Raw genomic sequence first — 20,726 nt, 5'->3', positions numbered from 1 at the left:
CAACAATATCGTCTAAATTAATGACATAAAGACAGCTGTTGGTGATCCGATGCAGTCGATCTACGGCTGGCGCGGCGCGTCCGCCGCCAACCTGCCCAGATTCGCCACCGACTTCCCCAGTGCCCCCGGCATTCCCGCGCCGATTCTGCCGCTGCTGACCAGCTGGCGGAATCCGCCGGAAGCGCTGGCGCTGGCGAATCTGGTCGCCGAACCACTGCGCCGCAATGCCATCGACAGCGGCGGTGTCACCGTCGATGCGCTGCGCGCGAAACCCGATGCCGCGCCGGGTGTCGTCGCCATGGCGCTCACCGAAACCGTTGTCGACGAACGGATCTGGGTAGCGGGTCGGATCGCGGCCGAATGGGCGATCAAGCGTGCGGCGGGGGAGGCCCCGCCGACCTCGGCGGTACTGGTGCGCCGCAATGCCGATGCCGCTTCGCTCGCGGAAGCCCTACGCGAACAGGGGCTTCCGGTGGAGATCGTCGGTCTCGGCGGTCTGCTGGCCACTCCGGAGGTCGCCGATATCGTCGCCACCCTACGGCTCATCGCCGAACCCGGTGCGGGCAGCGCCGCCATGCGCATACTCACCGGGGCCCGCTGGCGCATCGGCGTCGCCGACCTCGCTGCACTCGCCCGCCGCGCCAGGGATCTGTCGATCAGCCGCCTGCACGGCAATGAAGTCGATGAGATCACCGACTCCACCGCACTCGCCGAGGCGCTGCGCGAGGTGGCGCCGGAACCGGCCGAACAGGCCGGTCTGGCCGATGCGATCGCCGATCCCGGTCCGCGGGAACAGTATTCGGAGGCGGGCTTCCTGCGCATCGTGGCACTGGGCCGTGAACTCGCGGCGCTGCGGGAACGCAGCGGCCAACCACTCGCCGAACTCGTCGCGGATGTGGAACGCACCATCGGTGTCGGCGTGGAGACCCAGGCCCGCCGCGCGATGGTCGGCGCCGGTGCCGGACGCGAACATCTGGACGCCTTCGCCGAGGTGGTCGCCGGATACGCTAGCGATTCCGGCGCATCGCTGGGCGGTCTACTCGCCTTCCTCGCCGCCGCGGAGTCGGTCGAGAACGGTTTGGAGCCGGGCGAGGTCGAGGTTGCCCGGGATCGAGTTCAGGTATTGACCGTGCACGCGGCCAAGGGCCTGGAGTGGGAGATCGTCGCGGTACCCCACGTCACCCGCGGGGTCTTCCCCTCCGGCGCGGCCTCCGGTACCTGGCTCGGTGCACTGGCCGAACTCCCCACCACCCTGCGCGGCGATCGCCAACAGGACGATGCCACCGAGGGCGTCCCCGTGCTCGACCTGTCGGACCTCTACGACCGAGCCGACCTGGAGCGAGCGATCAAGTCCCATAAGGAATCCCTGGACCGACGCCGCATCGACGAAGACCGCCGCCTGTTCTACGTCGCCCTCACCAGAACCGAACGCGTTCTGCTGGTCTCCGCCCACCACTGGGCCGAAACCGGCACCGCGCCAAAGGGGCCGTCGGACTTCCTCCTGGAACTCAAATACGCCAGCGAAGCGCTGGACAGTCCGGCCCATGGCGCGGTCGCCATCGACCGCTGGGACGACGCTCCCGACGTCGACGCCGTCAATCCGTTCACCGATAACCCCGCGACCGCCGAATGGCCCCGCGACCCCCTCGGCAATCGCCGCGACCCCATCGAACAGGGTGCCTCTCTCGTCCGCGCCGCCCTCGCCGAACTTGCGGAACAACCGGCTACAGGTGTCACCGCGACGAACCGTACGGTCCTTCCTGCAACCCGTGACAGAGCAACTGCCTCAGCCGATTTCGTGGACCGCCTGCCCCATGACATCGACATGACACCGACTGTAGCCCCTGCCACCGACAACTTTGCCGACCCGAAAACAACGGCCACCCGCCCCGACCTTCCCGCCGCGGTCGCACTATCAACCGACCCCGACGCCGACGGTCGCGCCGCGGTCGTACTGTCAACCGACCCCGACGCCGACGGTCGCGCCGCGGTCGTACTGTCAACCGACCCCTACGCCGACGGTCCCGCCGCGGTCGCACTGACAGCTGACCCTTACGCCGACGTTCCCCCGCCCGACGGTCCCGATGCGCCCGCACCGTTCGACGACCCCTACGAACCACCCGCGAGCGCCCTCAGTGCGCCGGATCGGCACGCGCAGGACGAATTCCCGTCGCCCCCACACGACTTCGAACCGCGTCCCGACAAGTCCGAGCCGCCGCTCAGCGACTTCGAACTGCCTTTCGACAACGAACCTCCTTTCGACGAATTCGAGCCACCCCCGGACGAGTTCGGCTCATCGACCTCCGAACCCACACCGCCCCACGACCATTCCGCTGGACACGCGGACGATTCCGACGACCCCGACGGCTGGGCCGCCGACGTCGATGCGCTACTCGCCGAATTCGAAGCCGACCAAGCCATCGCAGAAGAAGTCGAACTCCCCGGCCAGATCGCCGCCACCGCTCTGGTCGAAATGCGCGCGGACCCAGCCAAACTCGCCGCCCGCCTGCGCCGCCCGCTGCCGTTCCCACCGAATCCGCTGGCCCGGCGCGGCACCGCCTTCCACGCCTGGGTGCAGCGTTGGTTCGCCGCCGACCGCCTGCTCGGCTTCGATGAACTGCCCGGCGCGGACAGCAGCGCCGCCGATGCCGGCGTGGACACCGAACTGGTCACCATGCAGGAGTCGTTTCTGAACTCGCCGTGGGCCCACCGCAGCCCGCTGGAGGTGGAGATCCCCTTCGAAACCTCCATTGCCGGCACGGTGATCCGCGGCCGGATGGATGCCGTCTTCGCCGAACCCGGCGGCGGCTGGATCGTGGTCGACTGGAAAACCGGTGCCGAACCCGCACCCGCCGACGAGCCAGCGGTCGCCATGCAGCTGGCCGTCTACCGACTGGCCTGGGCCAGGCTGATGGCCGGGCGCGAGCACGGCACCGAGGCGGAAATGCTCGAACGCATCGGCGCCGCATTCCATTACGTGCGCACCGGACGCACCATCGCGCCCGCCGCCCTGCCCGGCCCGGACGAATTGGCCGAGCTGATCAGGAATGCCGCGCCGAATGATCCGCGACCCTGAGGTTCACCGACTGTTCGTGTGGGTGCGGGGTGCGATCGCGGATACCCGGTAGGCTCCGGTGCGTGCCGGAGGGACAGATAACGCCGGAGCTAATCGACTCGGCCAGGGCGGGTGAGTCCGGTGTTCGGTGATCGCACACGCAGTGTCGGATTGTCGAGTCGCCCGGATTTCGCGCTGGTCGGTGTGCTGCGCATCCCCGAAATCCAGTCCAGTCCAGGGGCATCGCTGGTGCGCCGGGTGCTCTTCGCGATCGGGTTGCTGTTCGCCGCGGCACTGGTGGTGTACGTGGGTCGCGATGGGTACCACGACAATTCCGGGAACGAGCTGTCGTTCCTCGACGCCCTCTACTACGCGACGGTATCGCTGTCGACCACCGGCTACGGCGATATCGCGCCGGTCACCCCTGAGGCCAGGCTCGTCAATATTGTCATCATCACCCCGCTGCGCATTCTCTTCCTCATCGTGCTCGTCGGTACCACCATCGGCGTACTCACCGAGCGTTCCCGGCAGGCATTCAAGATTCAGCGTTGGAGGCGCAGCGTGCGTAATCACACCGTCGTGGTCGGATACGGGACGAAGGGCCGCACCGCGGTCGACGCCATGCTCGGCGACGGCATACAGCCCGCCGATATTGTCGTGGTCGATACCGATTCCGTCGCACTGGATGCCGCGGCGAATGCGGGCCTGGTGACGGTGCACGGTTCGGCCACCCAATCCGATGTGCTCCGGCTGGCCGGTGTGCAGCGCGCGGCCTCGGTCATCGTCGCCGCGAACCGCGACGACACCGCCGTACTGGTCAGCCTGACGGCACGCGAACTCAATAAGAACGCCAAGATCGTGGTCGCCATCCGGGAGGCCGAGAACACCCATCTGCTGCGCCAGTCCGGCGCGGATTCGGTGGTGGTCTCCTCCGAGACCGCGGGCCGGCTGCTCGGCATTGCCACCACCACCCCGACCGTGGTCGAGATGATCGAGGATCTGCTGACCCCCGAGGAGGGCTTCGCCGTTGCCGAACGCGAGGTGGAACCGTCCGAGGTCGGCGGCTCGCCCCGGCATCTCGGCGATATCGTGCTCGGCGTGGTGCGCGGCGGTGTGCTGATCCGGGTGGGCCAGGCCGAGGTGGACGCGCTGGAGGCGACCGACAAGCTGCTGTACATCCGGCACGCGGGCCGGTGATACCGGCGCGACGGTTGGCGTTCGGGGCGGCGCGATAGTCTCGAACCGTGGCCTCAGGATTTCAGCTCAACGGTGTTCCGCTGCTTTCGCGTTCAGTGCTCGACCGGGCCGAGGAGATCCGGACCGATGAACAGGCGCTGAAGGAGGGCTGGGCCGAGGCCGAACTACTCCGGGTCAATACGCGCGGGCAGTTCCGCGTCGACAATGGCGCGCTGGTGCTGGAACCGGCGATCGAACTGTCCGCCGAACCGAATCCGGCCGCGGTATTTCTCGGCATCAGCAGCGGCAGACATGTCTGGGCGGTGCGCGATCCCGAACTGCAGGGCACGCTGACCGATCTGCGGGCGATGGCGGGCGGCGTCGACGATCTCACCGCCGGTCTGCTCACCGCCGCCATGGCCCTGCTGAACTGGCATGACAAGGCCGGGTTCAATGCCGCCGACGGCACCGCGACCGTCGCGACCAAGGGCGGTTGGTCGCGGGTCACCGAGGGCGGCCACGAGGAGTTCCCGCGAATCGATCCGGCCATCATCTGCCTGATCCACGACGGCGGCGACCGAGTGCTGCTGGCCCGCCAGCACACCTGGCCCAAGACGTTGTTCTCCCTGCTCGCCGGATTCGTCGAGGCGGGGGAGTCGCTGGAGCGCTGCGTCGAGCGCGAGATGCTCGAGGAAGTCGGGGTCCAGGTCCGTGACATCACCTACCTGGGCAGTCAGCCGTGGCCGTTCCCGCGCTCGCTGATGCTCGGATTCGCTGCCGTCGCCGATCCCGATCAGCCGCTGACCTTTTCCGACGGCGAGATCGTCGAGGCCTACTGGTTCACCCGCGCGGAGGTGCGCGAGGCGCTGGCCGTCGGCGATTGGTCCGCGCAGAACCAGGGTGCGCGACTACTGCTGCCGGGATCGATCTCCATCGCGCGCACGATCGTGGAGTCCTGGGCGGCGCAGGAGAGCTGATCGCGGGCGCAAAAAGTTCCGTGCGGGCCGCGAGGTCCGCACGGATAGCGTGGCCGGCCCGGTCAGGCCAGCGTGGCGAGCGTCTGCTTGACCGCGGCCAGTGACGGGTTGGTGGCCGTCGAACCGTCCGCGAACTTCACGGTCGGCACCACGTGGTTGCCGCCGTTCACACTGCCGACGAACTCGGCCGATGCCGGATCCTGTTCGATATCGATCTCGACATAGCTGATGCCGGACTCGTCCAACTGCTTCTTGAGCCTGCGGCAGTAGCCGCACCAGGTGGTCGAGTACATCGTCAAGGCGGGAGTCACGTCAGTCACGGATCGTTCAACATTCTACGGTCCGATCCTGTTCCGCCCTGGGACTTGTGCTGGATTTAATATGCGCGCATACTAAGTTCATGACAACGATCGCCACCGCACGGGCCACCTCGACCGCCGCACCCGCCGCCTTCTTCGCCAAGTGGGCCGATATGGCCACCTGGCCGGAGTGGAACAACGACACCGAATGGGTCCGCCTCGACGGTTCGTTCACCCAGGGTGCGACCGGCACCTTGAAGCCGAAGGGCGGCCCCAAGGTCCCGTTCCGCATCGAGCGGCTCTCCGATACCGAATTCGTCGACGTCTCCAAGCTCATCGGCGCCCGCCTGACCTTCGACCACCAGGTCGCCACCGATCCGGAGGGCACAACGGTGACGGTGAACGTCTCGATCGACGGGCCGCTGCGCTGGTTCTGGATCAAGGTGATGGGCGGCGATCTCGCCAAGTCCGTCGCGCCCGATCTCGATGCCCTCGTCGCGGCGGCCGAGGCGGTGCTCGTATGACTACTGCATCGCGCAGCGATTCCGTGAGGGGTAGCGGTCGGGCGACGGGCGGGCCTACTGCATCGCTCAGCGATTCCATGAGGGGTGGTCGGGCGACGGGTGGGCGCTCGGCGTCGCGCAGCGATTTTATGACCGGTGGCGCGGCCGGGCAGCGGTACTGGCTCGGCGTGGTTTCGCGCGAGCACGTCCAGCGCGGTGTCGAACTCGGCATCGCGCAGGTCAACCACGGCAAGCGGACACCGCTGGAACGGATGCGTCCCGGCGATGGCTTCCTCTATTACTCACCGCGCGAGGGCATGCGGACCGGCGCGCCGATCCGTTCCTTCACCGCCATCGGCACCATCGCCGACCGCCCCGTCTGGCAGGCGGACCCGCAGGACGGCGGCTGCTTCCAGCCGTGGCGCCGCGCGGTGCACTACCGCACCGACGCGCGTGCGATCCCCATCGACGAACTGCGCGGCGAACTGGATCTCACCAGCGCGCCGAATTGGGGCATGGTGCTGCGCCGCGGACTGGTCGAACTGACCGCGCACGACTTCGCGGTCATCGCGCAGGCGATGATCGACGAACCACAAGCAAGGGAGGCATATGAGTGAGGACCGGGGTTTGCGCTCCGAATTCGCCGAGGCCGACGAAAGTCCCGGGCTCTTGCTCTGGCAGGTGACCAACCGCTGGCAGGCCGCCCAGCGGGCGGCGCTGGCCCCGTTCGACCTGACCCATGTGCAGTTCGTCCTGCTGGCCTCGCTGACCTATCTGGCCGCCCGCCGCGACGAACCGGTGATGCAGCGTGATCTGGCCGCGTACGCCGCCACCGATCCGATGATGACCTCCCAGGTCTTGCGCGCGCTCGAGCAGAAGGGCCTGCTCGAGCGCCGCGACCACCCGCACGACCGCAGGGCCAAGGCCCTCGTCCCCACCGAAGACGGTGTGGCACTGGCGAATCGGGCGCTGGTCGTGGTCGAGAACTGCGATCACGAGTTCTTCGGCCCGCTCGGCGGCGAGGCGCGGACGTTCGCGGGCGCGCTCCGACAATTGCGCGATCGTTAGGCGCTCATCGCCTCGTCCGTCGCGCGATCCGCGCTCGTGAAACTGCGCGATCGGTTGCGTGGCGTGGCGGGCTTGTGGCCGGCGGCACGACTTGTCGGCGCGCACTGCCATGATGTGTGTCGTGTCGGCAACCAGTACGAGCGAGCCCCCGCGGCCAGCACTGGACTCGCTGGACCCCGAACAAGCCGCCGCCGTGCGCGCGCCGCGCGGGCCGGTGTGTGTGCTCGCGGGCGCGGGGACCGGCAAGACCAGGACCATCACCCATCGCATCGCGCATCTGGTCTCCGCCGGACATGTGAAGGCCGACCAGGTGCTCGCGGTGACGTTCACCGCGCGCGCGGCGGGGGAGATGCGCGCCCGCCTGCGCGCGCTCGGACTCGGCGGCGAGGCCAATCAGGTGCAGGCGCGCACCTTCCACGCGGCGGCGCTGCGGCAGCTGAAGTACTTCTGGCCGCAGGTCGTCGGGGATGTGCCCTGGCAGTTGATCGATCGCAAGTACCCGATCGTGGCGCAGGCGGCGCACCAGGCCGGATTGTCCTCACATACCGAAGCCGTTCGCGATCTGCTCACCGAAATCGAATGGGCCAAGGCCACTCTCATCGCACCGGAGGACTATCCGGCGGCCGTGGCCCAACATCGGCGCGAACCACCGTATGACCCGATGCGGGTCGCCACGGTCTACCGCGGCTACGAAAAGCTCAAGGCCACGCCGGACGGTCTGCTGCTCGACTTCGATGACCTGCTGCTGCACACCGCCGCCGCACTGGAGGACTATCCCGCGGTGGCCGACGAATTCCGCGGGCGCTACCGCAGTTTCGTGGTCGATGAATATCAGGACGTCACGCCCCTGCAGCAGCGAGTGCTCGATGCCTGGCTCGGCGAGCGCGACGATCTGACCGTCGTCGGCGATGCGAACCAGACGATCTATTCGTTCACCGGCGCCACCCCCGGCTATCTGCTCGACTTCTCCCGGCGCTTTCCGGAGGCGACGGTGATCCGGCTGGAACGCGACTACCGCTCGACGCCACAGGTGGTCTCGCTGGCCAATCGGGTCATCGGTGCCGCGCGCGGGCGCATCGCTGGCACCCGGCTGCAACTGGTCGGCCAGCGCGACGACGGGCCGGAACCGGGCTTCGCCGAATTCGACGATGGTCCCGCCGAGGCCGCCGCGGTCGCCCGGTCCATCAAGAAACTGATCGCCGCGGGCACACCGGCCGCCGAAGTCGCGGTGCTCTACCGGATCAACGCGCAATCCGAGGCCTATGAACAGGCGTTGACCGAGCAAGGCATCCCTTATCAGGTCCGCGGTGGCGAGGGCTTCTTCGCCCGCGCTGAGGTAAGGCAAGCCATATTCGCGCTGCGTCAGGTCGCATCCCGCGAGGATCTGCCCGACCGGTCCCGCAGCGGTAAGGCCCTGGTCACTTTGGTGCGCGCCGCCCTCGCGCCGGTCGGCCTCACCGCCACCGAACCTGCGGGCGCCCAGGCCCGCGAGCGCTGGGAATCGCTGGTGGCGCTGGTGCGGCTGACCGAGGAGTTGGTCGACCACGACGATGCGCTCGATCTACCCGGCCTGTTGCGTGAACTGGCCGCGCGCGCGGAGGCCAGGCATCCACCGACGGTGCAGGGTGTCACCCTCGCGTCACTGCACGCGGCGAAGGGCCTGGAGTGGGATGCGGTATTCCTGGTCGGCGTCGCAGACGGCACCCTGCCGATCGCGCATGTGCTCGGCGACGACGGCTCGGTCGCCGATCAGGCCGCGCTCGAGGAGGAGCGGCGACTGCTCTATGTCGGCGTGACCAGGGCCCGCGAACACCTGCAGCTGTCCTGGGCGCTGGCTCGCGGCGAGGGCAGCAGACGCACCCGGCGGCGCTCCCGGTTCCTCAATGGTCTGGTGCCCGACGACTCGCCCGCCTCGCGAATCGCCGCGCCGGTCGCCGACACCGCCGCGAACGGCGTGCGCCCGACCTGCCGGATCTGTGCCAAACCATTGATCGGCACCTATGCGACCATGCTCGGTCGCTGCCGCCGCTGCCCGGCCGAACTGGATGCCGAGCTACTGGCCGCGCTGCAGGCGTGGCGCGCGGAGAAGGCGCAGGATCTGCGGGTGCGTGAGTTCGTGATCTTCACCGACACCACACTCACCGCGATCGCCGAGCAACTGCCCGCCGATGACAACGCACTGGCCGCCATCCCCGGAATCGGGGCCAAGAAGCTCGAGCAATACGGTGCCGAGGTGTTGAAGATAGTGGCATCGCGTCTGCGGTCAAGCCCACAAAACCGCAGGTAGAAAATAGGTTGTCGCGATGAGCGCCAACACATATGGTGGGATGACGCACCGGGAGGTCATCCCGGCGCGCACAGTTACCAACACGAGTACAGGAGGGAGGCAGAACGATGAATGACAACACGAACTTCAGCGCCAGCGGCGTTGCGGTGAATGCTGCACCCGTCATGTCGGCCTCCCGGGGGATCCTCGCTGCTTTGCAGGGGATCGGTCTGTCCGGCGTCGATGTATTCGGGATTCAGGCGCAATCCATGCCTATGCATTCCCCGATTTGCGTCAACAAGCAGGACAAGCCCAGCGCGGGCTGGCACCCGGCATTTGCCACCGAGGCAAAAGTCGGCGCATTCGCAGTTGAGGCCGGATATGCACCGGCAGATCTGCGGGCAGCACGCCTCCGCCGCACCACCCACCCAGCGACCGTGATCAGGATTCGACAGAGATGTCGAACTAGGTAGGGAACACTCCCCGACCTCCTGGCCACGGATCGCCCGAAGCGAAACCGTGGCCAGTATTTTCTACCGGCCCTTCAGCCACAACCGGCCTCGGTTTCGCGGAACGAACGAAACGTACCGCTGCAAACGAGCTGAAGGAGAACGACGTGTTCACCGCAGAGAGCTGGCCACAAGCCACTACTGACGTGACATGCCGAACCGTGGCACGGCCTACCCGCCCCCGGGAGGTCACAAAGGTCCTGCCTTGTCGAGCCGGAGATCCCGATCTCTGGTTCGCCGAGAGCCCGGTCCAACTGGAGCAGGCCAAGGCGCTGTGCGCGTCTTGCCCCATCCGCAAAGGCTGCCTGAACGCGGCCATGGATCGGCGTGAGCCGTGGGGTGTCTGGGGCGGTGAGATCTTCGACCAGGGTGTCGTGATCGCCCGCAAGCGCCCGCGTGGTCGTCCACGCAAGGTCGCGATCTCGGCATGAGATCCCTGACCTCCCTCCCTCCGGTCGCTGAGGCCTATCCGGCCGTTTCGGATCCGGGCCGGGCCCAGGAACGAGAAAGCAAACAAGCCGCTCACCGTGAGATCCGGTGGGCGGCTCGTTTGCGTTCTGGTTCAATGTCTTTCGGTTGGGGACCGTCAGCTGGCCGAGCGCTCCTCGCGGAAGCCGGGCATCCAGGTCCGCACCAGCTGCATGAACGGCAGCTCGGCATCGAGCTGGGCCAGGATGCCGACCGAACCGCCGAGCACCCGGAAGATCATCACGAACTGCGCGGGCAACTGCAGAGCGCGCGCGGTCTTCATATCCGCGCTGGTGAAATCGGAGGCCTTACCGGCCACCCGCTGCATCCACTTGCGGGTGAAGTGGAACGAATCGGTCTGAATCGGGTCGGTGAACGGCCGCAGGTAGTCGGCGATCTCCTTATCGGTGACCGTCCGGCCCGGAATCACCCAGCCGTTGTCGTACATGAGCTCGACCAGTTCGTCGAAGCGTTCGTCGATTTCCAGCGCTAGCATGCGCCCCAGTACCTCCGGAAAGCCGTCCGGCATGGGTGCGCAGGCGCCGAAGTCGATGACGGCAAGTTTGCCATCGGGCAGCACCATGAAGTTGCCCGGATGCGGGTCGGCGTGCAGCAGGCCGACCGTCTCCGGTGAGGAGAAGTGGAACTTGCCCATCAATCCGGCGACTCGATTGCGCAGCGCGCGCGTGCCTTCCGGATCCTCGGCGCCCTTTTTGATGATCGCCGAGACCGGGGTGCCGTCCAGCCATTCGGTCACGATCACCTTCGGCGCGCTGGCCACCACCTTCGGCACCACGATGTCCGGATGCCCGTCGAACCCCTTCGCGAAGGTGCGCTGGTTGGCGGCCTCATTGCGATAGTCGAGTTCTTCCTCGGTGCGCTCGGTGATCTCGGCCAGGATCGGCTTGATATCCGCGCCCGGAATTACCGAGGCGATCAGGCCGGTCATCCGTGAAAGTGTCTTGAGATCGGCGCGCAGCGCCTCATCGGCGCCGGGATACTGCACCTTTACCGCGACATCCCGGCCGTCGGACCATACCGCCCGGTGCACCTGGCCGATGCTCGCCGATGCGGCCGGAGTGTCGTCGAAGGATCGAAAGCGTTGCCGCCATTGGGTTCCGAGTTGTTGGTCGAGGACCCGGTGCACGGTCTCGGCTGGCATCGGCGGCGCGGCTGCCTGCAATTTGGTGAGTGCCTCGCGATAGTGCTCGCCGAACTCCTCGGGAACCGCGGCCTCCATCACGCTCAGCGCCTGGCCGAATTTCATCGCGCCACCCTTGAGCTCACCCAATACAGTGAACAGTTGCTCGGCGGCCTTCTGGTTCAACTGGGCGTTGATCTCCGACTTATCGCCACCGGCCAGCTTCTTGCCGAACCCGACGGCGGCCCGTCCGGCGATTCCGAGCGGAATCTTGGCTAACTTGGCATTGCGGGTTGAGCGACGACGCACAATCTCAGACACGTACCCATCATGGCGGACAGACCCGTCGCTTTGCCATGCCAATACTGATGTCTTTCCTTGGCGGAGTGTAAGAATCGACACGCTCATCGGGGCGGACCAGCGAAAACCGCGCGGCATCCACATCCTTCGTGCTGCGGCCATTCGCGACGTGAGATCCGGTAGGTATCCAGTTCGAGTTCGATCGTGGTGTTCATGGTGTCCAGCGGCCGCTCGGGTGAACAGCGCATGATCGCTTCGAGTTCGCCGAGCAGCAATGCCGCGGTGGCCAGGATTCCGGCCGGTGCGGCATGCCCGACCCGACCGAGCAGCTGGCTCGCGAGTTGTGGCCATTCCGGGTCGTATTCACATCGGGTGAGATCGAGGCAGCGCAGACAACTCGTCAGGCCGGGAAATACCAGCGGCCCGACGATCCCCTTGTTGCCATCGCGAATCCGGACCTGCAGATGTGGAATCCCGTGCAGCACCAGCTCATTGGCCAATCGCGGGTCGATGACCAAGGCATCGGCCAGCACCACGAGTTCACCGCGCCAGGCGAGCACCGAACCGTCGGGGCGGTACCCACGCGACCGGACCGCCCGCAGCCCGAGCCGCTGCAGTCCCGTCGCGATCGCATCGGAGAGCGGCCCCAGCCCGTGCACCCGCACCGATCGCACCTGGCCGAGCCGCTGGTCCGGATGCAGGAGCAGCCCCGCGTCATCGATCCGGTTCAGCAGTTCGGCCGCGTCCGCTGGGGCGATCCCACATTCCCCGGCCCGCCAGATGAGCTGCGGTCGACTCTGCATCCCATCCAGCAGCCGCAGAAACGCGAGCACCGTCTCGGTGTCCAATGCGGTCCGATCCAGCAGCAACGCCCCCTCGGGATCCCACCCCAACTGCACGACCCCGGACGGCCGCACCAAAACCGTCACCCGCGGCGCCAGCATCGGCCCGCATATCCGCCTCGTCATGCCAGCAGTATGCAGACAGCGTGATCGGCGAATAGGCGCGAATCCCGTGGTAATCCACAGGGATTCGCGCTTATCAACAGGACAGTACTAGGACGGGTCGGTGTCCTTGTCGAGGTTCGGGCCGGATTTGCGGCTGTCCTCGGCGGCCTCGCGCTCGGCCTTCTCGCGGGCCTCGGTTTCGGCGAGTTGGGCCAGCGGATCGTCGAATGCGTCCGTGCCGCCGCCGATTACCGAGTCGATGAAGGCGGCGGGGGAGTCCAGATCGTTGGAATCCGGTAGCAGGTCCGGATGCGCCCAGATGGCGTCTCGGGCGTCGATGCCCGCATCGGTGGTGAGCCGCCGCCACAGCGCCGCCGCCTCCCGCAGCTTGCGGGGCCGCAGCTCGAGTCCGACCAGGGTCGCAAAGGTCTGCTCGGCGGGACCGCCGGTGGCGCGGCGGCGGATCAGGGTTTCGGCGAGCGCACCGGCACCGGGCAGGCGATCCCCGACCGCATCGGTGACCACGACCTGGACCCAGCCCTCGATCAGGGCGAGCAGCGTCTCCAGTCGTTCCAGCGCCTGCTTTTGCTCCGGGGTGGTCTGCGGTTCGAAGGTGCCCTGGGACAGGATCTCCTCGAGCTTCGAGGGATCGGTCAGCGACATCGGGTCGATGCCCTGGGCCGCCGACTCCAGGGCCGAGAAGTCCATCTTGATGCCGCGGGCGTAGTCCTCGACCGCGCCGAGCACCTGCTGACGCAGCCACGGCACATGTCCGAACAGCCGCTGATGCGCGGCCTCGCGGGCCGCGAGAAAGACCAGGATCTCGCTCTCCGGCTGTTCCAGCCCGGCGCTGAACTCGGAAATGGCCGCGGGCAGCAGCGCCGCGGTGCCGGTCGGGCCGAGCGGCAGTCCGATATCGGTGGAGGTCAGCACCTCCTTGGCGAGCTGGCCGAGCGCCTGGCCGAGCTGTGAGCCGAAGGCCAGCCCGCCCATCTGCCCGAGCATGCCGACCATCGGACCGGCGAATTCGCGCGCCTCCTCCGGCAGCTGTGCGGTCCACATTCCGGAGATCTGTTCGGCCACCGGATCACACAGCCGCTTCCAGGTCGGCAGTGTCTCCTCGATCCAGTCGTTGGCGGTCCACGCCGCGGTCTTGTTCGCGCCAGCGGGCAGGGTGGTCGCACCATCGAGCCACAGTTCGGCCAGGTGCGCGGCGTCGGCGACGGCGCTGACGGTGCCCGAGGCGACCGGCGTCACACTCGCGCCGAGCTGCTGGCGGGCCAGTCGCTTGGCCACGTCGTAGTTGACCGGACCGGCCTGTGCCGACCCCGGCTGCCCCATCCCACTGAGCATCTGGCCGAGCGAGGTGAGCATCTGTCCGAGCTGTGCCGGATCGAAACCGCCCGCACCTGCCCCGCCGAAGCCGAACGGATCGTTCGCCCCGGGACCGCTCGGCTCGTCGCCGCGCTTGCGGTCGTCGTCATCGCGGTTCGAGAATCCGAAGGGGAGGTCACTCATACCCTAAACATACGCGTGTGGCGTGGGGGTTCGATGTTCGCGCGGCGCGAAATCAGGACACGCGCGCGGGGCGTAAATATGCGCCTCGTCCGCCCGGCCGCGCGGGCGATCACTACTGTGGTCCAGGTGAATCGTCGGATCCTGACCCTGGTGGCCGCGCTGATCCCGGTGCTCGTCCTCGGTGCGGTGGGCAGTGTGCTCACTGTGCCGTTCGTCGCACTCGGTCCCGGACCCACGTTCAATACCCTCGGCGCGGTGGACGGCAAGCAGGTCGTCGATGTTCGCGGCGCCGAGGTGGACCCGGTGACCGGGCACCTGAATATGACCACGGTCTCGGTGCGCGACGGGCTGAACATCTTCGAGGCGTTCGGATTCTGGGTCAGCGGTGAGCACGGATTGGTCCCGCGCTCCGAGGTGTATCCGCCCGGTGTCCCGCGCGAGGAGATCGATAAGTCCAATCAGCAGGACTTCAAGAACTCCGAGGGCAATGCCGAGATGGCCGCGCTGCACTTTTTGAACCTGCCGACAGTGGTGCTGGTGAACACGGTCTCCGATGACGGCCCGGCCAAGCAGACGCTGCGCCCGAGCGATGAAGTGGTCAGCGTCAACGGCGTGCCGATCGCCACGCCGAAGGATGTCGTGACTGCGGTCTCCGCGCAGGCACCGGGCAGTGAGCTCACCGTGGTGTACCGCCGCGAGAACGCCGAACAGACCGCGACGATCACACTGGCCGCCCGCCCCGATGACGCCAACAAGGGCTATCTCGGTATGTCCATGACCGAGGGCGCCCGCCCGCCGCTGCACGTCTCGTTCAACCTCGCCGATATCGGCGGCCCATCGGCGGGCCTGATGTTCAGCCTCGCGCTGATCGATAAGCTCTCGCCCGGGGAACTCGACGGCGGCAAGTTCGTCGCTGGCACCGGCACCATCGATCAGGACGGCAAGGTCGGCCCGATCGGCGGCATCCAGTACAAGATGATGGCCGCGCGCGATGCCGGTGCCGAGACCTTCCTGGTCCCGGCCGCCAACTGCAATGAGGCCAGGCAGCGCACGCCGGACGGCCTGCGGCTGGTGAAGGTCGAAAACCTCAGCGGCGCAGTGCAATCGCTCAATGACATCAACGCGGGCCGGGACACCGTCTCCTGCGGCTGAATCACTCCATCGTGTGGTGCAGTGCCTCGATGAGGTTGGGCGCCAGGTTCGGGTAGGTGCGCAGATCGAGATCGCCGAAGTCGTCGGCATCGTCTTCCGGCTTCAGCTGCAGCAGGCACAGTTCCGCACCGGAGCGCAGCACCGCGGCGAGCAGCCGTGCCGTGCGCCGCTCCGGATGCGTCTCGGCGGCGGCGCGCGCCGCGGCGTCGGCGGCCTCGTGATCGGCGAGCAGCGGGGTGAGCGCGTCGTCGAGCGTGCTCTCGGCATCCGGCGGTAGCACCACGATCTCCTGGACCAGCACACAGCCGCTGACCGCCTCGGGCCAGCTGGTGGTGGCGAGGAATTCGTCGAGCGCCATCGATCCGCCGGTGATGTCGTCCGGGAACGATTCCTGGGCAATCGGAGTCAGCTCGCTGCCCTGGTCGAGCTGATCGAGCAACCCGGGCTCGGCCGCGACCAGATCGGCCGTCGGCACCAGCGCGAACATCTGCGGCGGTCTGCCCCAACCCTCGGCGTCGGCGAACTCCGCCACCTCACGGACGGAACGGGCGAGGACGAGTTCGGCGTGCAGATCTGCGGTCACACCGGACATCCTTACACCCCCACACCCTTGCCAAAGCATTCAGGCCGAGGTCGGCGCCGTTTCGCGACCACCACGGAGCGAGTCTTACGAGCGACCCGTTCGCGACCCGTTCGCGGCCCGTCTCGCGTCCGCGCGAAGGCGCGGCCATCTATTTCAGCCGAGTCGTCGAAGCGCATGCGCCGAAGGCACGAGTCTCGACGGCTCGGGCGCGAGGCCCACCCGTCGCCCGACCACCGCCCCTCATCGAATCGCTACGCGATGGTGAAAACTCGGGGGCCGCGAACACGCGGCGCCGCAGGCGCCGCAAATTCAAACACAGCGCCCGCGCGGCCGACGTCACAGATTACGTAGAGTGGGCGCGAGACGGTCCGGAACGGACCACCTGCAAAATCGGACTGCGGTGCGACAACCGAGTGATCGGTACGAGCGCCGCCGGACCTTGGAGAGTGGCATCGTGGGCATGCGGCCCCCCACCGGCTTACCTTCGTTGTCCCGACGCAGCCGAGTGCTGCTGGTGGCGGCCATCATCCTGGCGGCGCTGCTGCTGCTGGGACCGCGGTTTACCGACACCTATACGAACTGGTTGTGGTTCGGCGAGGTCGGCTTCCGCAATGTCTATCTCACCGTCTTGCGCACGCGGATCCTGCTGTTCCTGGTCGTCGCGCTGTTCGTGGGCCTTGTCGTCTGGTTGGCGCTGCTGCTGGCCTACCGGACCAGGCCGGTATTCGTGCCGGTGGCCGGTCCGAACGATCCGATCGCGCGCTACCGCACCACCGTGATGAGTCGGCTCAAGCTGTTCGGTATCGGTATTCCGCTGGTGCTCGGCGTGCTGTCCGGCCTGGTGGCGCAGTCGAATTGGGTCACCGTGCAGCTGTACCTCAACGGCGGCTCGTTCGGCCAGCAGGATCCGCAGTTCGGCCTGGACGTCGGCTTCTACGCCTTCGATCTGCCCTTCTACCGGATGGTGCTGAACTGGCTGTTCGTCGCGTCGGTCATCGCGTTCTTCGCCAGCCTGGTGACGCACTATGTCTTCGGCGGCCTGCGCCTGACCGGGCGCGAGGGCACGCTGACCAGGCCCGCGCGCATCCAGCTGGCCGTGATCGCCGGAATCTTCGTGCTGCTCAAGGCCGTCGCATACTGGTTCGACCGCTATGAACTGCTCTCCAGCAGCCGCAAGGAGCCGACCTTCACCGGCGGTTCCTACACCGATATCAACGCCGTGCTGCCCGCGAAGCTGATCCTGCTGTCCATTGCGGTGATCTGCGCGATCGCCTTCTTCGCCGGAATCGTGCTGCGCGATCTGCGGGTGCCCGCGATGGCAGCCGCGCTGCTGGTGCTCTCCTCGGTCCTGGTCGGCGCGGTGTGGCCGCTGGTGGTCGAGCAGTTCTCGGTGCGCCCGAATGCCGCCGATAAGGAGAGCACCTACATCGAACGCAATATCGCCGCCACCAGGCAGGCGTTCGGCATAACCTCCGACAAGATCGAGTACAAGGACTACAAGGGCGACAGTAAGAAGAGCCCGCTGGAGGTTCCGGTCGACGCGGCCACCATCGGCAATGCGCGACTGCTCGACCCGAATATCCTCTCGCCCACCTTCACTCAGCTCAAGCAGCTGAAGAACTTCTACGGCTTCCCGGAGTCGCTGGATATCGATCGCTACAACCTCGGCGGCGATGTGCAGGACTACATTGTGGCCGCGCGCGAGCTGCATCCGTCGGCGCTGAGCGGCAACCAGCTCGACTGGATCAACAAGCACACCGTCTACACCCACGGCAATGGCTTCGTGGCCGCACCGGCCAACCGGGTCAACAAGCCGCAGTACGACGATCCGAATGCCGCCGGTGGCAGCAGTGACAGCGGCTATCCGATCTTCCTGGTCAGCGACCTGTTCAATACCACCGACCAGCAGCAGATCAAGGTCGACCAGCCGCGTATCTACTACGGTGAGCTGATCTCGCAGTCCAACCCGGACTACGCGATCGTCGGCGGTGTCAGCGGCCAGCAACCACGCGAATACGACTCCGACACCGCGCAGTTCACCTATAGCGGCAAGGGCGGCGTCTCGATCGGCAACTGGTTCAACCGGTTGGCCTTCGCCGCGAAGTACACCGAGCGCAACATCCTGTTCTCCTCCGCCATCGGTGACAACTCCAAGATCATCTTCAATCGGAGTCCGCGCGAGCGGGTGCAGAAGGTGGCGCCGTGGCTGACCACCGACGGCAATGCCTATCCGGCGGTTGTCGACGGCCGGATCCAGTGGATCGTCGACGCGTACACCACGCTGGACAACTACCCGTACGCGCAGTCCACCTCGCTGGAGGGCGCGGTCGAGGACAGCATCGATAAGAAGACCGGAAGGCTGCTGCCGCGCAAGGAGGTCAGCTACATCCGCAACTCGGTGAAGGCCACCGTGGACGCCTACGACGGCACGGTGACCCTCTACGAGGTGGACTCCACCGACCCGGTGCTCAAGGCCTGGCGCGGTGTGTTCCCCGGCGCCGTCAAGCCGGAGAGCGAGATCTCCCCAGAGCTGCGGGCGCACTTCCGCTATCCCGAGGATCTGTTCAAGGTGCAGCGCGAGATGCTGACCAAGTATCACGTGGACAATCCGCGAGAGTTCTTCACCAACAACGCCTTCTGGTCGGTGCCGAGCGATCCGACCACCGAGGGCGGCACGTTCAACCAGCCCCCGTACTACGTGCTGCTCGGTGATCCGGCGACGAATAAGCCGGTGTTCAACCTGACCAGTGCCATGGTCGGCTACAACCGCCAGTTCCTCTCCGCCTATATCTCGGTGCGGTCGGATCCGGAAGGCTATGGCAAATTCACGATCTTGCAATTGCCGACGGATACCCAGACGCAGGGTCCGCAGCAAACTCAGAACAGCATGACGACGGCGCCCGAAGTCTCCAGTCAGAAAACGCTGCTGTCGAATTCGAACAAGATCAGATATGGCAATCTGCTGACATTGCCGATCGCCGACGGCGGAATCCTTTATGTGGAGCCGTTTTACAACGAGCGAAATACCGGTGCGGGCAGCGCCACCTTCCCGCAGCTGCTGCGCGTGCTGGTGAGCTATCGCGATGTGGCGGGCAGTGTGAAGGTCGGCTTCGCCTCCACTCTGGCCGACGCGCTGAATCAGGTATTGCCGGGCACGGGTTCGCTGGCCACGCCGTTCGGCGGTGATCCGACGAGTAGGCCGAAACCGGGCACCACACCGCCGCCGATGCAGGGCACCACCCCGCCGGCGCAGGGCGCCAGCGCACCGCCGCAGGGCACAACACCGCCGCCCGCGACCGGATCCACCGCCAAGGACGCGGCGGCTGCGGACCTGAACAAGAAGATCGAAAATGTGCGAAATGCCATGAAGTCCGGCAACTTCCAGGACTTCGGCAAGGCGCTGGAGGAACTGGAGGCCGCGGTGAAGGCCTATCAGGACGCCGGTCGCTGATCGTTGAAACCGAGAACGGCCCCGTCACCCGGATTGGGTGGCGGGGCCGTTCCAGTTGACGCCGGACGAGCCGACGTCACCTTCGGCGCCGTTGCCGAGTGACGTCGGCGTCGTGCGTCAGCGACCGAACGAGTCGATCAGCGCGCTGTTCTGGTCCAGGAGCTGCTTGTACGGCCCCTCTAGGCCGCTCTGCTCCGCCAGCTCGAAACCAGCGGACTTGGCCCGCTCGATGGCGGATTCGACGCTGGAGGGCGGGGCGGGGGCGATCACGGCGGGGGCGGGCTCCGGCTCGGCGACGGCCGGGCGCGGCTCGGACTCACCGGCGCGCAGGTACTGGCCGCAGACCGGCCAGGCACCGGCGCCCTGGGTGGCGAGCACGTTCTCGGCGACCCGGATCTGCTCTTCCTTGCTGGCGTGATTGGCGGAACCGGCGCCACCATTGGCGGCCCAGGTGCTCTGCGAGAACTGCAGACCGCCGTAGTAGCCGTTTCCGGTGTTGATACCCCAGTTGCCACCGCTTTCGCACTGGGCGACGCCGTCCCAGTTGTGGGTGGGGGCGGCCGCGGCGGTACCGGTGGAAAGACCGAACGGGACGGCAACGATTGCGCCGGTGACGGCGGCATAGCCGAGGGCGCGGGTGCTGAGCTTCCGGTGTTTCGACATGATGTTTTCCCTCCCTGCGCCCACCGCCCCGGGTAAAAGAAATGCCGAGTCCCTGCCCCCAGGTGTGTCGGGGATCCTCGAACCGCGGGACAGGGTCGCCGGTGTTCGGCGGTTCGAGTTCGAGCCCATCACGTTTGATCCGGGCCGTGGATCGACGGTAACCAAGAAATCTCGGCAGATCACATCTTGATAACTTCGCGAGTGCATGATGCGAATAGCGTGTATATCAGTGTTTGCGCAGGTCGCAAATGCCATAAGAATGGATTCTGGACGGTCTGTTATAGCAACGTTATGTGTTCGGGATCACCATGAAATAGTGTCTCGGGTCACGTTTGAGTCCAACAACCGCCCGGTTCGATTGCGCTCGAGAGTGGTTCTTGTGCGTCTGTCGTCGTTTGCGCAACGGGCTCGGACCGTACTGCGGCAGACTGTCGAACTCGCTCCGGGGCGCTCTGTGATCCGCGCCACCAGCCACCTCGTCTGCTCCTCGTTCGGTCCGCTGACCAGCGAAAATGCCTTGCAGAGTCAGCGATTTGCCTTCCCCGCGTAGACGTGTGTAATGTTGTGTTTACCGACGCGGGGTGGAGCAGCTCGGTAGCTCGCTGGGCTCATAACCCAGAGGTCGCAGGTTCAAATCCTGTCCCCGCTAC

17 protein-coding genes and 1 tRNA gene are annotated in these 20,726 nt (G+C 66.7%); 12 read left to right on the top strand and 6 right to left on the bottom strand.

All coding sequences use genetic code 11. The annotated features are described in order from the left end of the window. Positions 1-16 precede the first annotated feature (16 nt). The 3 genes from ABZW16_RS36420 to nudC all read left to right on the top strand — a co-directional run bounded on the left by ABZW16_RS36420 (position 17) and on the right by nudC (position 5,208). Positions 17-3,076, top strand: coding sequence for a 3'-5' exonuclease (locus ABZW16_RS36420; protein WP_354960680.1), 3,060 nt, complete (start codon positions 17-19; stop codon positions 3,074-3,076). A gap of 120 nt (positions 3,077-3,196) precedes the next feature. Continuing rightward, entirely contained in the window at positions 3,197-4,252 is a 1,056-nt protein-coding gene (locus ABZW16_RS36415) for a potassium channel family protein (protein WP_354960677.1), read from the top strand. 47 nt (positions 4,253-4,299) lie between these two features. Next, positions 4,300-5,208: an NAD(+) diphosphatase gene (nudC, locus tag ABZW16_RS36410; protein WP_354960676.1), complete on the top strand. Its 909-nt coding sequence runs from the start codon at positions 4,300-4,302 to the stop codon at positions 5,206-5,208. Between the two features lie 62 nt (positions 5,209-5,270). Here nudC and ABZW16_RS36405 read toward each other — a convergent pair whose 3' ends face one another. Further along, the gene (locus ABZW16_RS36405) at positions 5,271-5,501 is read right to left on the bottom strand and encodes a mycoredoxin (RefSeq protein ID WP_354960679.1); all 231 of its coding nucleotides are present in this window, start codon (positions 5,499-5,501) and stop codon (positions 5,271-5,273) included. A 107-nt stretch (positions 5,502-5,608) separates the two neighbouring features. Here ABZW16_RS36405 and ABZW16_RS36400 point away from each other — a divergent pair, with 107 nt between their 5' ends. From ABZW16_RS36400 to ABZW16_RS36375, 6 genes are all read left to right on the top strand, one after another. After that, positions 5,609-6,031, top strand: coding sequence for an SRPBCC family protein (locus ABZW16_RS36400; RefSeq protein ID WP_354960675.1), 423 nt, complete (start codon positions 5,609-5,611; stop codon positions 6,029-6,031). Positions 6,032-6,159: 128 nt separating this feature from the next. Next, positions 6,160-6,627: an EVE domain-containing protein gene (locus ABZW16_RS36395; protein ID WP_354960674.1), complete on the top strand. Its 468-nt coding sequence runs from the start codon at positions 6,160-6,162 to the stop codon at positions 6,625-6,627. After that, entirely contained in the window at positions 6,620-7,078 is a 459-nt protein-coding gene (locus ABZW16_RS36390; RefSeq protein ID WP_354960673.1) for a MarR family transcriptional regulator, read from the top strand. Before ABZW16_RS36395 ends, ABZW16_RS36390 begins: the two co-directional genes overlap by 8 nt. Positions 7,079-7,190: 112 nt before the next feature. Beyond that, positions 7,191-9,365: an ATP-dependent DNA helicase UvrD2 gene (locus tag ABZW16_RS36385; RefSeq protein ID WP_354960672.1), complete on the top strand. Its 2,175-nt coding sequence runs from the start codon at positions 7,191-7,193 to the stop codon at positions 9,363-9,365. Positions 9,366-9,472: 107 nt separating this feature from the next. Next, positions 9,473-9,817, top strand: coding sequence for a hypothetical protein (locus tag ABZW16_RS36380; protein ID WP_354960671.1), 345 nt, complete (start codon positions 9,473-9,475; stop codon positions 9,815-9,817). Between the two features lie 182 nt (positions 9,818-9,999). Continuing rightward, complete coding sequence (locus ABZW16_RS36375; RefSeq protein WP_354960678.1) at positions 10,000-10,284, top strand: WhiB family transcriptional regulator; 285 nt, start codon at positions 10,000-10,002, stop codon at positions 10,282-10,284. A gap of 155 nt (positions 10,285-10,439) precedes the next feature. Here ABZW16_RS36375 and ABZW16_RS36370 read toward each other — a convergent pair whose 3' ends face one another. The 3 genes from ABZW16_RS36370 to ABZW16_RS36360 all read right to left on the bottom strand — a co-directional run bounded on the left by ABZW16_RS36370 (position 10,440) and on the right by ABZW16_RS36360 (position 14,227). Then, positions 10,440-11,783: an AarF/UbiB family protein gene (locus ABZW16_RS36370; protein ID WP_354960670.1), complete on the bottom strand. Its 1,344-nt coding sequence runs from the start codon at positions 11,781-11,783 to the stop codon at positions 10,440-10,442. An 83-nt stretch (positions 11,784-11,866) separates the two neighbouring features. After that, positions 11,867-12,730 carry a hypothetical protein gene (locus ABZW16_RS36365; protein WP_354960669.1) on the bottom strand — a complete coding sequence of 288 codons (864 nt, stop codon included), beginning with the start codon at positions 12,728-12,730 and terminating at the stop codon, positions 11,867-11,869. A gap of 87 nt (positions 12,731-12,817) precedes the next feature. Next, a complete protein-coding gene (locus tag ABZW16_RS36360) occupies positions 12,818-14,227 on the bottom strand; it encodes a zinc-dependent metalloprotease (RefSeq protein WP_354960668.1) in 1,410 nt (469 codons plus the stop codon). A gap of 126 nt (positions 14,228-14,353) precedes the next feature. Here ABZW16_RS36360 and ABZW16_RS36355 point away from each other — a divergent pair, with 126 nt between their 5' ends. Continuing rightward, on the top strand, positions 14,354-15,379 hold the full coding sequence (locus ABZW16_RS36355; RefSeq protein WP_354960667.1) for a PDZ domain-containing protein: 1,026 nt from the start codon (positions 14,354-14,356) through the stop codon (positions 15,377-15,379). 1 nt (position 15,380) lies between these two features. Here the strand turns inward: ABZW16_RS36355 and ABZW16_RS36350 are convergent, their stop codons facing one another. Beyond that, entirely contained in the window at positions 15,381-15,971 is a 591-nt protein-coding gene (locus ABZW16_RS36350; RefSeq protein ID WP_354960666.1) for a PPA1309 family protein, read from the bottom strand. 445 nt (positions 15,972-16,416) lie between these two features. Here ABZW16_RS36350 and ABZW16_RS36345 point away from each other — a divergent pair, with 445 nt between their 5' ends. After that, positions 16,417-19,413, top strand: a complete 2,997-nt coding sequence (locus ABZW16_RS36345) for a UPF0182 family protein (protein WP_354960665.1) — start codon at positions 16,417-16,419, stop codon at positions 19,411-19,413. Between the two features lie 117 nt (positions 19,414-19,530). Here ABZW16_RS36345 and ABZW16_RS36340 read toward each other — a convergent pair whose 3' ends face one another. Next, positions 19,531-20,076: a transglycosylase family protein gene (locus ABZW16_RS36340; RefSeq protein ID WP_354960664.1), complete on the bottom strand. Its 546-nt coding sequence runs from the start codon at positions 20,074-20,076 to the stop codon at positions 19,531-19,533. 575 nt (positions 20,077-20,651) lie between these two features. Between ABZW16_RS36340 and ABZW16_RS36335 the strand changes: the two genes are divergently transcribed. Next, positions 20,652-20,725: transfer RNA gene (locus tag ABZW16_RS36335), tRNA-Met, on the top strand. Position 20,726: the final 1 nt, after the last annotated feature.

It is taken from the genome of Nocardia sp. NPDC004604 (assembly GCF_040609795.1).
Lineage (GTDB): Bacteria > Actinomycetota > Actinomycetes > Mycobacteriales > Mycobacteriaceae > Nocardia.
Note: the sequence above shows the minus strand (reverse complement) of the source record. Positions and strands in the feature narration are given on the sequence as shown.

Bases quoted from the DNA above. Each gene is read 5' to 3' on its own strand.
- ABZW16_RS36405 (WP_354960679.1), bottom strand. From the start codon at position 5,501: ATGTACTCGACCACCTGGTGCGGCTACTGCCGCAGGCTCAAGAAGCAG.
- ABZW16_RS36400 (WP_354960675.1), top strand. From the start codon at position 5,609: ATGACAACGATCGCCACCGCACGGGCCACCTCGACCGCCGCACCCGCC.
- ABZW16_RS36395 (WP_354960674.1), top strand. From the start codon at position 6,160: ATGACCGGTGGCGCGGCCGGGCAGCGGTACTGGCTCGGCGTGGTTTCG.
- ABZW16_RS36390 (WP_354960673.1), top strand. From the start codon at position 6,620: ATGAGTGAGGACCGGGGTTTGCGCTCCGAATTCGCCGAGGCCGACGAA.
- ABZW16_RS36385 (WP_354960672.1), top strand. From the start codon at position 7,191: ATGTGTGTCGTGTCGGCAACCAGTACGAGCGAGCCCCCGCGGCCAGCA.
- ABZW16_RS36380 (WP_354960671.1), top strand. From the start codon at position 9,473: ATGAATGACAACACGAACTTCAGCGCCAGCGGCGTTGCGGTGAATGCT.
- ABZW16_RS36365 (WP_354960669.1), bottom strand. From the start codon at position 12,730: ATGACGAGGCGGATATGCGGGCCGATGCTGGCGCCGCGGGTGACGGTT.
- ABZW16_RS36360 (WP_354960668.1), bottom strand. From the start codon at position 14,227: ATGAGTGACCTCCCCTTCGGATTCTCGAACCGCGATGACGACGACCGC.
- ABZW16_RS36350 (WP_354960666.1), bottom strand. From the start codon at position 15,971: ATGTCCGGTGTGACCGCAGATCTGCACGCCGAACTCGTCCTCGCCCGT.
- ABZW16_RS36340 (WP_354960664.1), bottom strand. From the start codon at position 20,076: ATGTCGAAACACCGGAAGCTCAGCACCCGCGCCCTCGGCTATGCCGCC.